The organism is Synechococcus sp. BS56D, from assembly GCF_004332405.1.
Classification (GTDB): domain Bacteria; phylum Cyanobacteriota; class Cyanobacteriia; order PCC-6307; family Cyanobiaceae; genus Synechococcus_C.
In genome coordinates, this window is the sequence record NZ_PHQU01000007.1 from 218,090 (window position 1) to 231,564 (window position 13,475).

Annotated in this window: 15 protein-coding genes; 4 read left to right on the plus strand and 11 right to left on the minus strand. The window is 60.6% G+C overall.

Going from position 1 to position 13,475, the window contains the following annotated elements:
• From CWE17_RS11820 to CWE17_RS11860, 9 genes are all read right to left on the minus strand, one after another.
• Window positions 1-1,467, minus strand: a complete 1,467-nt coding sequence (locus CWE17_RS11820) for a TldD/PmbA family protein (protein WP_131457433.1) — start codon at window positions 1,465-1,467, stop codon at window positions 1-3.
• Between the two features lie 67 nt (window positions 1,468-1,534).
• A complete protein-coding gene (acsF, locus tag CWE17_RS11825; protein ID WP_131457435.1) occupies window positions 1,535-2,620 on the minus strand; it encodes a magnesium-protoporphyrin IX monomethyl ester (oxidative) cyclase in 1,086 nt (361 codons plus the stop codon).
• A gap of 68 nt (window positions 2,621-2,688) precedes the next feature.
• On the minus strand, window positions 2,689-3,162 hold the full coding sequence (locus tag CWE17_RS11830; protein WP_370318307.1) for a DUF2996 domain-containing protein: 474 nt from the start codon (window positions 3,160-3,162) through the stop codon (window positions 2,689-2,691).
• A 45-nt stretch (window positions 3,163-3,207) separates the two neighbouring features.
• Window positions 3,208-3,714 (minus strand): hypothetical protein, encoded by a 507-nt coding sequence (locus CWE17_RS11835; RefSeq protein ID WP_131457437.1) that lies wholly within the window; start codon window positions 3,712-3,714, stop codon window positions 3,208-3,210.
• Between the two features lie 44 nt (window positions 3,715-3,758).
• Window positions 3,759-4,406, minus strand: a complete 648-nt coding sequence (locus CWE17_RS11840) for a flavin prenyltransferase UbiX (RefSeq protein WP_131457439.1) — start codon at window positions 4,404-4,406, stop codon at window positions 3,759-3,761.
• 11 nt (window positions 4,407-4,417) lie between these two features.
• A complete protein-coding gene (locus CWE17_RS11845) occupies window positions 4,418-6,760 on the minus strand; it encodes an RNB domain-containing ribonuclease (protein WP_131457441.1) in 2,343 nt (780 codons plus the stop codon).
• 115 nt (window positions 6,761-6,875) lie between these two features.
• Window positions 6,876-7,220, minus strand: coding sequence for a TMEM165/GDT1 family protein (locus CWE17_RS11850; protein WP_131457443.1), 345 nt, complete (start codon window positions 7,218-7,220; stop codon window positions 6,876-6,878).
• Between the two features lie 6 nt (window positions 7,221-7,226).
• Window positions 7,227-7,568, minus strand: a complete 342-nt coding sequence (locus tag CWE17_RS11855) for a TMEM165/GDT1 family protein (protein ID WP_240789397.1) — start codon at window positions 7,566-7,568, stop codon at window positions 7,227-7,229.
• Complete coding sequence (locus CWE17_RS11860; RefSeq protein WP_131457445.1) at window positions 7,561-7,926, minus strand: YkgJ family cysteine cluster protein; 366 nt, start codon at window positions 7,924-7,926, stop codon at window positions 7,561-7,563. The genes CWE17_RS11855 and CWE17_RS11860 overlap by 8 nt, the downstream gene beginning before the upstream one ends.
• A 109-nt stretch (window positions 7,927-8,035) precedes the next feature.
• Between CWE17_RS11860 and psb30 the strand changes: the two genes are divergently transcribed.
• Window positions 8,036-8,143, plus strand: a complete 108-nt coding sequence (gene psb30, locus CWE17_RS11865; RefSeq protein WP_074159310.1) for a photosystem II reaction center protein Ycf12/Psb30 — start codon at window positions 8,036-8,038, stop codon at window positions 8,141-8,143.
• Here psb30 and CWE17_RS11870 read toward each other — a convergent pair.
• Both CWE17_RS11870 and recJ read right to left on the minus strand, forming a co-directional pair.
• Window positions 8,122-9,486, minus strand: coding sequence for a chloride channel protein (locus CWE17_RS11870; RefSeq protein WP_131457447.1), 1,365 nt, complete (start codon window positions 9,484-9,486; stop codon window positions 8,122-8,124). The genes psb30 and CWE17_RS11870 overlap by 22 nt on opposite strands.
• Window positions 9,483-11,372: a single-stranded-DNA-specific exonuclease RecJ gene (gene recJ, locus CWE17_RS11875; protein ID WP_131457449.1), complete on the minus strand. Its 1,890-nt coding sequence runs from the start codon at window positions 11,370-11,372 to the stop codon at window positions 9,483-9,485. Before recJ ends, CWE17_RS11870 begins: the two co-directional genes overlap by 4 nt.
• A 19-nt stretch (window positions 11,373-11,391) precedes the next feature.
• On the opposite strand from recJ, the gene CWE17_RS11880 reads away from it, so the two are divergent.
• The 3 genes from CWE17_RS11880 to CWE17_RS11890 are packed head-to-tail and all read left to right on the plus strand — an operon-like array spanning window position 11,392 to window position 13,473.
• A complete protein-coding gene (locus CWE17_RS11880; RefSeq protein ID WP_255417782.1) occupies window positions 11,392-12,210 on the plus strand; it encodes an HAD-IA family hydrolase in 819 nt (272 codons plus the stop codon).
• A complete protein-coding gene (locus CWE17_RS11885) occupies window positions 12,210-12,545 on the plus strand; it encodes a DUF565 domain-containing protein (RefSeq protein ID WP_131457451.1) in 336 nt (111 codons plus the stop codon). Before CWE17_RS11880 ends, CWE17_RS11885 begins: the two co-directional genes overlap by 1 nt.
• 28 nt (window positions 12,546-12,573) lie before the next feature.
• Window positions 12,574-13,473 carry a hypothetical protein gene (locus CWE17_RS11890; RefSeq protein ID WP_240789398.1) on the plus strand — a complete coding sequence of 300 codons (900 nt, stop codon included), beginning with the start codon at window positions 12,574-12,576 and terminating at the stop codon, window positions 13,471-13,473.
• Window positions 13,474-13,475: the final 2 nt, after the last annotated feature.

Below are 13,475 nucleotides of genomic sequence, written 5' to 3' on the forward strand. Positions count from 1 at the left end.
TCAGCGGCCTCCCACGGTGATCGAATCCACCTTGATGTGTGGCTGCCCCACCGTGACAAAAACGCTTCCGCTCACTGAGCCGCAGAAGCCAGCAGCCAGATCCAGGTCGTCTGCACACATGGAGATCCTTGGCATCACCTCTTTCGCTTCACCGATCAAGGTGGCCCCCTTCACAGGCCTGCCAAGGGTTCCGTTTTCGATCAGGTAGCCCTCCTCCACTGAGAAGTTGAATTGACCGGTGGGGCCGACACTCCCGCCTCCCATGGATTTGCAATAAAGGCCTTTGTCGGTTGAGCTGATCAGATCTTGCGGGCTGTGCGGGCCTGCCGCGATGTAGGTGTTGCGCATGCGACTGGCGGCTGCAAAACCGTGGTTCTGGCGTCGTCCGCTACCGGTGCGGGGATGACCAGTTCGCAATTCTCCGGCGCGATCACTAAGGAACCTTTGCAGCACACCGTTCTCGATCAGAACCGTGCGCTGAGATTCCATCCCTTCATCGTCCATCGCAATGGAGCCAAAGGCGCCCTGGCTCAGGCCTTCATCAATGGCGGTAACAGCCGGATGGGCGATGGTTTCCCCGATTCGGTCCGCGAACGGTGTGGTTCCTCTCTCCACCTGGGTGGTCTCCAGTAAGTGGCCGCAGGCTTCATGGAAGATCACCCCACCGAAACGGTTGGCGAGCACCACGGGCATTTGTCCGCCATCCACGTAGTCGGCTCGCAGCATGGTTGAAGCGCTCTGGCAGACATCAGCTGCTGATGCCTCAAGATCCCAGCTCTGGAGATCATCGGGACGATCGGTTGATCCGTAGCGGCGTCCGATGCTGGCGCGGTGATCACCGTCAGCCGCCAACACACTGAGGCCAGAGGATTGATGAAGACGAATATCTCTGGCGAACGTTCCATCACTGGCTGCCACGAGCACCTCCTGCCAGTCACGGGCGTAACTGCCGCGGCGGACCTCGAGGTGCTGGCCAAGGCGCTGCAGAACAGCCGTGCCTTCGAGGAGCCTTTGTGTACAGAGATCAAGGTCTGGTGCGCGTCCTAACCAATCGGTCTTGCCGACGGAGAAATCGCGGAACTCTCCGAGACCGTTGAAGTTGGAGAGGTGGGCTCCCGATGCTGAGCTGAGATCCAATCCGAGCATGGCCAGCGCCTGCTCGAGTGCCTGGAGGAGACCTGACTCACTGAGGTCATTGGTGCTGACGAACCCATCGCGGTCTCCGCGAAACACGCGCAGACCGGCACCCATCGAGAAGGCAGGGCTCACGCTGGTGATTCGATCCTGTTCCGCAAGCAGGTTGAGGTGGTCGGTGGTTTCGAGAAACACCTCCACGAGGTCAGCTCCCGCTCGCCGGCCAAGACCGAGGAGTTGTTCCAGCTTGTCTCGCCAGGGAGTCAGTGTGGGGTCCAAGCCAGTTGCCTGAACATGAGCGGGATGGGAAGCGACCAAGCCCCTCGTCTGCATCAGCTTTCAATTATGGGGAAGCGGAAAGGTCGTGGTGACCCCGCTTCCCCTAGAACGCCGACTGATCTCAGCGAACGGCCGGCTGGAGCGCCTCGCTGCGCACGGGTTTCATCAGGAAGAGCGTGGCCATCTCGAGACCGTTGCCCACCCAGTAAGGAAGCTTGCGGAGCAGCTTGATCGGGGCTGGAGCTTGACTCTCGTCGGCAGCGCTCAGGGCAGCGTTGTTTTGCACCAATCGCTCCAGGCCTTCCCAGAAGCGGGGATTCTTGACATCAAGGACCACTGGGAACACCCGCGCCGAAGTCTCATTGGTCTTGTCAATCACCACCCGGTCGTAGTCGCGCGCATCAAGACCAAGGGCCTCATAAAACTCCTTACGGGCAACGTCGCGCACGTACATCGTCGCGAAGACGGCCAGCAGGAAGAAGCGGCACCACAGCCTGGCGGTCAAGCCACGCACGGTGTCGGGCTGGGCCTTCATCAGGGCGTCGAAGAAATCGCCATGACGGTTTTCGTCCTGGCACCAATTCTCGAAGAAGTTGAAGATCGGGAAAATCTTGCTGTCTGGATTCTGTTCCAGGTGACGGAAGATCGTGATGTAACGCCAGTAGCCAATCTTCTCGGACAGATAAGTGGCGTAAAAGATGAACTTCGGTTTGAAGAACGTGTATTTCTTGTTGGCAGTCAGGAAGCCGAGGTCGAGCTGTAAGCCGAAATCGCTCATCGACTTGTTCAAGAAGCCAGCATGGCGGGCTTCGTCGCGGGCCATGTGCGCGAAGCACTCGGCGAGCAATGGGTTGCGGTTCTTGATTCGACGGCTGAGTTCCTTGTAGAGCAGGAATCCAGAAAATTCAGAGGTGCAGCTCTGCTCCAGAAACTCAACGAAGACTTCGCGAGTTTGTGGATCGAGTTTGTCGGCTGCGCCGTCAAATTCGCCATTGCGAACGAAATGATGGCGGTTGTAATCCTTGCGGAATTCCTCGCAGATCGCCTCGAGCTCCGCCTCGTTAGGGCGGAGGTCCATGGCGGCCATGGCCTCGAAATCCGTGGTGTAAAAGCGTGGCGTGAGGATCGTGTCCTTCACGGGGTCCTTCACGGCAACGGACGAGCCGGCGTTGGCCGCAGCTTCCGTTACGGCGGTGGGAGGCACCATCGGATCTCAGTCTTGGTGAGATCCATCGTAGGTGCCGCCGCCCTGCCTCCGATGGTTGATGTAACGCCTCAGTTGCCTCCCAGCCACTTCTGTCCGTTGAGGCGTTGCAGAAGGCGTGAGAGCAGCAGCGGGAGGCTCATGCGCTTTTCATCAATCAGAAACGACTCCAGGAGGCTGGGTTCGGTGCCCGGGTCCGCCAGGGCAATGGTTTTGCCGGCATTGATCGAATCGTCGTTAAAGCAGAGCCAGAAGCGCCGCCCCGGCGGCAGGCTCCCCGTCACCATCCAACAGTCACCACCCACAACAGGCCGTTCACCCTGGACGAGTTCCAGGCTTTCGGGCGTGATGCCATGGCTCTGGAGGCCCTTCAGCAAGCCCGGGATCAAATCGTCCTGAATGAAGCTCGTGAAGGGCTTGTCTTCCAGCTTCGGGGGTTTGACCGGCTTGTCCTTTTTGGCGGCAGCGGACTGATCCGCCTGAGCCGGACTGGTTCCGTCAGCTTGGTTCTCCAGGGCTTTGTCTGCCTGAGGTGTTTCGCTCACGGGTCCGTTATCGCTGGCGGAACTGTAATCAGTGCAAGGCGGCCCTCACCAGTCATCGTTGACCTGGCTCGACCAGTCGTCGTGTCCCGTACCCATGGAGCTGGCCGTTGTTGCGGCTGCTTTTGCAGCAGTGGTCGCAGCAACCGGTGCAGCCGTTGGTCCACGCTGCTCCCCTCGTTTGATCACCCGATAGGGCACGGCAACGGTGGGTGCTGGGTCGCGCACATCCCGTTCAGGCCAGACCTGAGGGGAGTCATTGGATGGGTTGGGCTCACGGGACCTGTGCTCGGCATCGACGTCGCCGGAACCACGACGATTTGGCTCTGGCCAGGGAGCCCAGGGTTCTCTTGAAAACGGTTCTCGACGCACATGGCGTTGCAGGGGCCTCTGCTGAGTGCTGAGCAATAAGGCGCCAGCGCCGCTCACGAGGGCTCCCCCCGCCGCCGCGATTGCGATCCAGGCGCCCAGGGGCAGCACCGGCGATCGCCAGGTCAGGAAGCGTAGGGAGCTGCTTTGGCGCCCGTTCAGGCTGGCAACAAGTGCCAGTGCCACCAACGGGGTCAGAGACGGAACTAGGAGCAGTCTCTGCAGTGGTGTCATCGCTGATCCCCTGTCCAGCGCTGGATTGGTGCGAGATCTTCATCCAATCCGTCAAAGAGGCGAACGACCAGAAAATCGACCATGTCGTCGAGGGTTCTTGGCTGGGTGTACCAGGCGGGGATCGGAGGGGCAATCCGCGCACCAGCTTCCGCAAGGTTGGTGAGGTTGCGCAGATGAATCAGATTCCATGGCATCTCCCTTGGCGCAATCACGAGGGGACGGCCTTCCTTCAAGTGCACATCGGCGCAGCGCTCGACCAGGTCCGTGGCCACACCCGCGGCAATGCGCCCGACGGTGCCCATGCTGCAGGGCACGATCACCATGCCCCGTGTGCGGTAGCTGCCGCTAGCGATGTTCGCTGCCTGGTCATTGAATCGGTGGCATTGGAGGGCCCCGGTCTGGCAGTCAAGACGATCGCGCCAGAACTGTTGTTGCTGTTCGGGATCGAGTGGGACGCTTTCACCCCGCTCCGCTTTCCACACCTCATGGGCACCGCGACTGAGAACGAGATGAACGCTTCGCCCCCGTTGAAGCAACAGTTGCAGCGCCCTTTCTGCAAGCGGTTGGGCTGATGCCCCTGTCACCGCGAGCACGTAGGGGTGATCAGCGCTTTGCAGGGTGCTCGAGGCTGAGGTGGCTGGCATGCTCGCTGTCCTCAGTGCTCATTCACTAAGACGGGAATCGACGCTTCCTGCCCGGATCCAGGGGCTGTGGAGACGACCTCCGCCGCGTCATCGGCACTCGCCACGACCTCGAGATCAATCTGGTTGCGCAGCACATCCACTTTCATAATTTTCACTGTCACGGCATCCCCGAGTTGATAGCGACGCCGATTGCGACGACCGACGAGTCGGTTCTGCCTGGAGCGGTACTCGTACCAGTCATCGTTGAGTGAACTGACGTGGACCAGTCCTTCGATCATCGAGGGTGGCAGCTCCACAAAGAATCCGTAGCTCTGCACGCCGCTGATCACTCCGGGCTGCTCCTGGCCCACCATCGGTTCACAGTGCCGCGCCTGCATCATCGCGACGACATCCCGGCGCAATTCAGCCACCTGACGACGCCTGGCATTCAACTTTTGCAGCAGTCGCTGGGGCGCTAATTCAGAAATTTTTTGGCTCTGAGATTGGCTGAAGAGTGGCCACTCGATCCTGCTACCGCAGCCGCGTTCACCAAGGACAACCTTGTCCTTCTGTCGGACACTCGGCCGGTCCTTGCCCTCCAGAAGCACCGCTGAAAGCAACTGCTGATTGATGAGATCAGCGGCGTGCAAGGTGGGGCAGCACCAGGGTGCCGTTCGTCTGGGTGAAGGGCTGGACATGGCTGTCTCAGCACTGGCGGTCACCTCACTGTCGTCATTGGCTCCTTCCCCAGGTTCTGCTGTGGCGTCGATCTCGAGGAGCGGTGCGGGAAGAGCCTGGCAGAGCTGACGGTCGAGCACACGTCGCTGGGGGCTGGATGCAATGGCCTGGGCCAGCTCCACGGGAGATGGTGTTCCGTCTTCCTCCAGTTCCAGAGGAAGTTCCAGGGCCACGGCCGCTTTGGCAACGTCCGTGAGTGCTGAGGCCTCCGCTTCCGGGGCCAACAGTTCAAGCGCCTTGACCTGGAGATCCTGGCTGTGCTGTGACCAGGTGCGATCGGCGGCCATGACGAGTACGGCCAGAATCGACTGCGGATCTTGTTCGTTCAGAGGGCTGATCCATTGCTGACGATCTGCGTCGGGCCATGAGCGGCCAAGGTCTCCCAGGCTTTCAAGCTCAGGTGCCGCGAGGTCCAGCTCCAGCACTCCACTGCGGATGGCTTCGGCCTGCAGGCTGCGAGCGCAGAACAGGAGTGTTTCCAGCTGACCGATCTGGTCTTTGATCGGTTTGAGGACTGCTGGCACGGTTCTGGCCTTTGGCTTTCGGGCGCCTAGAGCCTCGAGATGCGCTGGGGTGATCTCGGCGACGGGTCGGATCCGGGTGAGGCAGAACAGCCAGTCACGCACATCACCCTCAGCATTGATGTCGAGCCGGAGAGTGATGGCATCCTGCTCTTCTCCGACGGTGAAACGGCAGGCCTCGTCGAGGGGCCCGTTGAGCAGAGGTTGCCAAACCTCACCAAGGCAGAGGGCTTCCCCCCGCTCCTTGATCCAGGCATCAAGAGCCTGTCCTGGTGCGAGACGTTCAGCCACGGTGGGCGCATGGACCCACAGGCGGCTTCCTCCCTCGTGGGGCTCGACGTGAACCGCAGGGAGTGCCGGGGCCCCTTCGCCGCTCCAGCTCCGCAGAAGAAGACTGGGTTGATCGCAGAGCTGTTGGCGTTTTTTGGCGTTGGGAGTCTTGAGACTGGATCGAGGTGCTTCCGGTCTCTCGTGCAGGTTCGCCTTGGTCAGCAGGAGCTCCCGATCACCAGAGGCTCCTGCATCCAGTGGTAGGGGCCGCGCTACATGACCTCGGGCTGCAAATTGCGCCACTGGGTAGCGATCAACCTTCACTTCCACCAGGGAGCCGCTGTGCTCTCCTGGATCTGCTAGTTCAATCGATGCCAGAAGCCGGTCATCAAGAGGCAGCGCAACAACCCTGTTCTCCTGCTGGTCGAGATGGGCGAGAAGACTTGTGGTTTGGCGCTCGAGAATGCATTGGACCCCGCCCTCCGGTGAGCGACGACGCCCACCCTCGCGGGTGACTTTCACCAGCACTCGATCGCCATTCCAGGCGTGATTGAGCTGGTGGTCGCGGATATAGATGTCTTCACCACCGTCATCACGGATGGCAAAGCAAAAGCCTTTGCTGCTGCATCGCAGCCGGGCCTCGATCATTTCCGGATTGTCGATCCGCTGGATCGAGCCTTCCTTCGGACAGGTGATCACACCAAGTTTTTCAAGCCCCTGAATGGCGAGTTGCAGGGTGTCTTTTTCCGAACGGTTGCTCAGTCGGAAGATCTTTTCGAGTGTTTCGGATTCAACTGAACCGGAAACAGGGACCTGGTCGAGCAGATCAGCGACCGTGAACTTCATCGTGGAGAGTGGGCTGGCCGGCCTTCAGGACCGGGAGAACGATCACCCTGGAACGTTCAAGGACAAAGCTCCCAAGGGAGTTCTCCAAGAATGGTGCAGCGTTGTCCGGGTGAAATCAGAGTTTAGGCGAAGCCCCATCCTCGACGTCCTGGGCTAGGTCAGCTCCTTCTTGACCGCCTGGAATACCGCCAAGGAGGGGCCATAGAAGGCGAAGACCGATCACGAGGAAACCCAGGGATGCCAACAGCTGAAGCAGATCTGCCGGTATGAGATTGGCCATTGACCCACCGGCGATGGCGCCGATGAGACTGGCCACGACAAGGGCTGAGGACGAGCCGAGAAACACCGCCAGCGGCCTGTTGGATGTTCCACTGATCGCAACGGTTGCTAATTGCGTCTTGTCCCCAAGCTCCGCCAAAAACACGGTCACGAAGGTGGAGATCAGGAGCGTGAGATCCATGGTTGATCAGGTGTTCGCGTTTTGAAGCATCGATTGGAGGGCCTGGACACCCAGCCAGAGTCCGAGACCCACCATCAACAGGCCCGCCATCTGCTCGAGTCGCTCCGGTGGCAGGACCTGCGAGAGCCAGCGTCCCACCAGAACCCCCACCAGGCTCGAGCAGATCAGTGCCATAGCCGCGCCGAGGAAAACCAGCCAGGGCTGGCCCGATTGGGCAGAGAGAAGCAAAGTCGCTAATTGGGTTTTGTCACCTAGCTCCGCCAGAAACACCGTGGTGAAGGTGCTGAGCAGCACGGCGGTGAAGCTCATGGAGCCGCTGGACTCCTCAGCCCGCTGGAGTTCAGCCATTCGATCGCCGCAGACTGCGATTGAACTTACGTAGTTCGCGGCTGTTGCCGCCATGCTCTGAGCGGATTTGTTGGCGGCAGCAGGCGATCGCGAAGTCATTCGCTTCTTCGGCCGCTACGTCAAACAAGCCCGCCAGGTTGCTGACGCGGCAAAAATCTGGGCGCTCGTCATAAATCCTGCAGCTCCTTGCACCGGTGTCGTAGTGCTTGCACCAACCATCGGGGCCGGCCATGTCCAGATACAACGCTCGCTGCGCTTCTGATAAGGCCGCAAGGGCCTCCGGGCGATCGTCAGGGGACAGCCGGCAGCAGGCACCGCAGAACCGGATACAGGTCCAGGTGTCTTGGCGCTTCGACATCAGCAGATGCTGTGACAAGCCATCACAGTGACAGGCCCTCTAGAACAGCGAAAGGGCAAAGGCCCCGTAGCCTGGTGAGACGATTGCTCCGGTTCACCGCGCCGACCCCATGGGACTCGATTTTCACCTGATCGCCAATTTCGCTGCCCTGGCTCTGATCACCCTGGCGGGTCCGGCGGTGATCTTCATCCTTTTCTATCGCCGCGGCGCTCTCTGAAGCTCCCCCAAGGCGTGATAAACAGGCTTTCGGGCGATCAGCCGTCCTACATAGGCGGAGATCACCGCTGCCATCACCACCCCAGCGAACAATTGCTGGTCGCCTGTCAATCTCCAGGCGAAAACGATTGAAACCAGCGGCAGTTGGGTCGCTCCCGAAAGCCCTGCGGCCATTCCCAGGGCGATGCCCAGGTGTTGGCTCATGCCCAACACGGCACACACGGTGTAACCCAGCATTGCTCCGAAGGTGAGTGAGGGGTCGATCAGTCCTCCAGGGACTCCTGGTGCCAGGGCGATCATCGGCGCTACCACACGGGTCACGGTGATCCACAGACTGGTGACACCGGCGATCAGATCCCCTCCTTGAGGGTCGAAGCTGGGCATGCCTTCATTAATCAGCTGGCGAACCAGGGCTTCCCCATCGGCAGTGCTGGTGCCAAAACTCAGGAGCCCAAAACCGGTCAGGCCAAAGCCAAGGGCCAGGCCAATCCTGACCGGCTGTCGGCGCACCACGCCCATCAGCCGACCTGTGGACCATACGAGGCCTCGGTTGAACAAGCCGCCCACGAGTCCGCCGACAATGCCGATCGGCAGGGCCATCATCAGTTGATCCGCCTCTGGCGTCATCACATTGATCACGCCTAGCCCGAAGATCGGTTGCCCCCCGAAATGGCTAAACCCCGCGGCCGCAACGGAAATGACCAGAGCGGGCCAAATCGTCACGATGGCGTAATCGGCGGTGAGTTCCTCGAGCATGAACACCGCCCCGAGTAAGGGAGTGTTGAAGCCACCGGCTAATCCGGCTCCTCCACCGATCGCCACCATCTGTCGTTCGGTGAGGCTTGGAAGCCAGCCACCAAGACGACGGTGGAGCGCCCTGGCGACAGCCGCCCCGAACTGCACCACAGGGCCTTCTCGGCCCAGGGGGAACATGGCCACGGTGGCAATCGACCACAGCAATCCTCTCTCCACCGTGCCCGCTGCTGCCATCGCTCGCGGCAGCTTGGATGGGTCTTCAAGACCATTCATGGTGGAGGGGATGCCAGAGCCAGCACCTTCTCGCCATGGCCCCCGCTGCAGCAGTAGAAGCGCTGGCATGACGGGGATCGGCAACAAGACGATCAGGAGCCCCAGGGGTGTCCAGGACTCGAAATGGGTGGGGAGCTGGTTGTAGAGGAGCTGCTGCAGTCGATCGATCCAGTTGAGAGGCAGGCAGGCAAGGCCGATCAGAGTGCCAACAAGGATCAGCCCAACAAAGTGCCGAATCAGTGAGGGCAGGGCCGAGGCTCCCGAATCGATCAGACCTGGAAAGAGCCCTTCGCTTCTGCGGGTATCAAGACTCATGGGTGAAGACCGAGGCCGATGGCGGCGTCCTGAAGCAGGCCTGCAACGTAGGCGTGGCTGGAGCGAATGTCGTCGCTTTCCAACACGCCGTTGTCAAGACAGTTGACCTTGAGGCGGTCACCGGCCTGATTGACCAGCTCCATGCCACGATCCCCGTGGCGTCGACAGGTGTAGAGCTGATTCCCTCGCTGCAGCACCATGCTGCTGAAGTGCTCTCTTAAGGCCACGACCTCGAGTTGAAGGCGTTCTTCCCCCTGCCAACGATTCAGCGTGAGGCGGAAGATGACATCCACCCGTCGAGGAATCGGCTGCTGGGGGTCCCAGCGCCATGCGATCGCCTCGCGGGATGAATCCCCTTGTTGCAGGCTCAAGCGCTTATGGCCTCCCCTGAGCGTCTGCTCTCGGGTGACTTCACAATCTCTTGCCCAGAACAGTGGCGCTGGATGGCCGACCCCAAAGGGCTCCAAGGCCTGAAGCTCCTGCCAGAAGGCTCTGGTAATTCCCTCGAGAGGCAGCAGTGCTTCAGGGAGGATCCTTCGCGCACTTCCCTGGCTGTCTAGCCATTCCGCGGCAAGCCCATTGAGTTGTTCATGCAAGACGTGCACATGCTCAGCGCGAACGCTGAACCCAGCCGCTGCTGGATGGCCCCCGAACCGTTCCAGGTGCTTGGCGCATTGCTGCAAGGCTCGATCGACCGCAAACCCCTCCGGAGAGCGCACTGAAGCGCGTAGAAGCCCTTCTCCATCGCCAGCTAGTAAAGCGACGGGTCGTCGATAACGCTCCATCAACCTGGAAGCCACGATGCCGATGACCCCGTGATGCCAGTGGCCCTGGGCGAGCAAGACAAAAGGGGGGAGTCCCTGGGTATCGGCTTCGAGCAAGGCCAGCGCCTCCGCCTCGATCGCGTCGCATAGCTCTCGCCGCTGTCGATTCAGAGCATCACAGCGGCGAGCAAGCTCGACGCCTGCGTCACGATCTTCCTCGGTGAGTAGCTCCACCACGAGGCGTGGATCTCCAAGCCTTCCGACCGCATTGATCCTTGGGGCGAGCTGAAAGCCAATGTCGTCGGCGCGGAGGGGGCGTTCTTCAAGGCCGGAGAGTTGCTGCAGAGCGCGAAGGCCAATGCAGCTGCTGCGATGCAGATGGCCAAGCCCTTCGCGGAGCCAGGTGCGATTCGCACCTGTCAGCGGCGCCATGTCGGCAATGGTGCCAATACAGAAGAGATCTCGGGCGGCGCCGATCGCATCCGGTTGACCCAGCGATTCGGCAAGGGTTCGCGCGAGCACGTAGGCGAGGCCCACCCCCGCAAGCCCCCGATAGGGCGAGTCCTCCGGAGTGGTGGAGGGGTGAATTAATGCCAGGGCTTGAGGGGCTTCAACCGGCAGGGTGTGATGGTCCGTGAGGATCACGTCCATGCCGAGCTTCTCTGCAAGCGAGAGCGCTTCCTGGGCGGAAACACCGTTATCGACGGTCACCAGCAGTCGGATGCCCTGCGCATGCAAGCCAGACACCATGCCTGCATTCAAGCCATAACCATCGTCCATCCGGCTGGGGATCGCTGGTTGTGGCTTGGCTCCGAGGGAGGACAGCGCTCTGATCAGCAAGGCTGTGCTGGTCATGCCGTCGGCGTCATAGTCCCCGCAGATCGCCAGGGATTCACCCCTTAGGCAGGCCTGAGTCAGCCGCGTCACTGCTGTCTCCAGCTGGGGGAAGTGCTGGGTGGTGGAAGGCAGCGCGGGGGCATTGAGCAGAGCCTGCGCTGAATTGAGATCGTGACCTCGACGAAATAAAACCGCCCGAAGGGCCAGTGGCAGCGCTAACCCGTTCAGTGGATCTCTCCCACAGGGCGGCGGGAGCTGCCAAGCCGATGGACTGGAGGGGGGCACGGCTGCAGCGTTCGGGTGAGTGCATTGTGCGCTGTGGTTCAAGCTGGTTTGCAGCAGTGGCTGTCTTGTGGTGTTGGCTCTGGAAGCCGTCTTCTGGGATGTGGATGGAACCTTGGCAGACACAGAGATGGATGGACATCGGCCAGCCTTCAATGCAGCGTTTGCGGAAGAGGGACTGCCCTGGATCTGGGATGTGCCGCTCTACGAACAGCTGCTGCTCATCGCGGGTGGACGTCAGCGCATGGCGGTCTATGCCGATCAATTGGGGACCCCTTTGGACAATGCCCAGCTCGATCGATTGCGGGCTCTGAAGCAAAAGCACTATCGGCAACGTTGTCAGGAGGGGGCGATCGCTCTCCGTCCTGGAGTTGAGCGCTTGATCGAAGCCTTCTCAGAGGCTGGATGTAGCCAGTGGATTGTCACTAGCAGCGGCCGATCGTCCGTTGAGTCCCTTCTGATTGGCCTTTTTGGATCCAGCCAACATCCCTTCGATGGCTTGATCACCGCCGACGATGTGCGATCAGCGAAACCGGATCCAGAGCCTTATCTCAAGGCGCTGACGATCAGTGGCTGCAATCCCTCATCCGTGTTGGCGATCGAGGATTCGCAGGCCGGTCTCGAAGCGGCGACAGCGGCAGGTCTCCCTTGTCTGCTGACCCCTTCGCCCTGGGAGCATGAGCTGCTTGCTCGTCTTGACGGGGAGGTTCCTCCCGCCGCCGCAGCGCTGCTTCACCTTGGTGAAACAGACCTTCCGGCCCGGCAATTGTCAGGTCCCCCTTGTCCTGGAGGGGTTGTCACGCTGGAGTACGTGAACGGTCTTGTGCAGAGCAGTCGTTGATGCTTCGGCAGCGCACCCGCTACGCCCAGCTTGAGGAACGTCTCGGATCCCAGCTCAGCATGAGTTTGGTGGGGCCCTGGAGACGACGAAGCCTTGGTTTGCTTTGCCTGTTAATTGGCTTTTTTTTAGGCAGCAACCTCACCACCTACTACCTCCAGAAGATTGGTCAGCGGCCCTTGGTGGTGCTGGTGTTGGTTCTGGTGCTTGAGCTTCTGGTGCGTCTGCGCAGTCGTGTGCAGGCCAATCCCTGGCCGTTGTCCTGGATCGCTCTCGACAATCTGCGTCTTGGCGTGGTTTATGCCGTGGTGCTGGAGGCTTACAAACTTGGTTCTTGAGCCTCCGCATTGCTCAGATCCTCTCTCCTTGCCAGGCCTGGAGCCGGTGCTGAACAGCCTGGGGATCAGCGATAGCCGCTCTTGGCGCACGCGCTGGGCAGATGTCGGCGGCACCTCATTGGCCCTTGAGGCCTGGGGACACCCAGTGACGGATGCCTTTGTCTGGTCTGTGGGGTTTCCGTTACTGACAGCGCTTGAGGGGGCCGCGGACCATCCTCAGCGTCAGTTGTTCGGCCTGAGCGGTCTACCGGGCTGCGGAAAAAGCACATTGACCCGCTGGATTGCTGCTGCAGCGAAGGAGATCGATCTTCCAATTGCGGTGATCTCTCTGGATGATTTCTATTACCCAGGCGAGGAGCTTGATCGGGTCATGGCTGGCAATCCCTGGCGCGTGCCCCGTGCTTTACCGGGAAGCCATGATCTGTCTCTTCTTCAGCGGGCGATGGATTCATGGCGAACGAGCGGTCTCTTACGTGCGCCCTGCTTTGAAAAATCGTTGAGACATGGCAAGGGTGATCGCAGCGGCTGGAGCGAACAGCGCGGTCAGGTTTGCCTTCTGGAGGGATGGTTCGTCGGCGTCCGCCCTAGCAGCCAGCTGGGTGACGACCCCCTTCTGACTACCGCCGAACGGGACTACCAACCTCTTGTTCAGAAGCATTTGGCTCGCTATGTCCCTCTTTGGGAGTCACTCGATGGCCTTTGGCATCTACGGGCCTCAAACGTGGAGGCCACCCGCCTATGGAAACGTCAGCAGGAAGAGACCATGCACCGGCGCACCGGTGTCCAACTGCCCGCTCCTGCGCTCAACAGCTTTGTTCGCATGATTGAAACAGCAATGCCCCAGGCGTCGTACCAACACCTGGAGCATGCAAACGTCGTCGTGCACCTCAACGACACCCGTGAGGTACTCGAACTGACTCGTGCCTGAAA

Bases quoted from the DNA above. Each gene is read 5' to 3' on its own strand.
- CWE17_RS11870 (WP_131457447.1), bottom strand. From the start codon at position 9,486: ATGAGTCTTGATACCCGCAGAAGCGAAGGGCTCTTTCCAGGTCTGATC.
- CWE17_RS11885 (WP_131457451.1), top strand. From the start codon at position 12,210: ATGCTTCGGCAGCGCACCCGCTACGCCCAGCTTGAGGAACGTCTCGGA.
- CWE17_RS11820 (WP_131457433.1), bottom strand. From the start codon at position 1,467: ATGCAGACGAGGGGCTTGGTCGCTTCCCATCCCGCTCATGTTCAGGCA.
- CWE17_RS11850 (WP_131457443.1), bottom strand. From the start codon at position 7,220: ATGGATCTCACGCTCCTGATCTCCACCTTCGTGACCGTGTTTTTGGCG.
- CWE17_RS11855 (WP_240789397.1), bottom strand. From the start codon at position 7,568: ATGGCTGAACTCCAGCGGGCTGAGGAGTCCAGCGGCTCCATGAGCTTC.
- CWE17_RS11840 (WP_131457439.1), bottom strand. From the start codon at position 4,406: ATGCCAGCCACCTCAGCCTCGAGCACCCTGCAAAGCGCTGATCACCCC.
- CWE17_RS11845 (WP_131457441.1), bottom strand. From the start codon at position 6,760: ATGAAGTTCACGGTCGCTGATCTGCTCGACCAGGTCCCTGTTTCCGGT.
- CWE17_RS11860 (WP_131457445.1), bottom strand. From the start codon at position 7,926: ATGTCGAAGCGCCAAGACACCTGGACCTGTATCCGGTTCTGCGGTGCC.
- acsF (WP_131457435.1), bottom strand. From the start codon at position 2,620: ATGGTGCCTCCCACCGCCGTAACGGAAGCTGCGGCCAACGCCGGCTCG.
- psb30 (WP_074159310.1), top strand. From the start codon at position 8,036: ATGGGACTCGATTTTCACCTGATCGCCAATTTCGCTGCCCTGGCTCTG.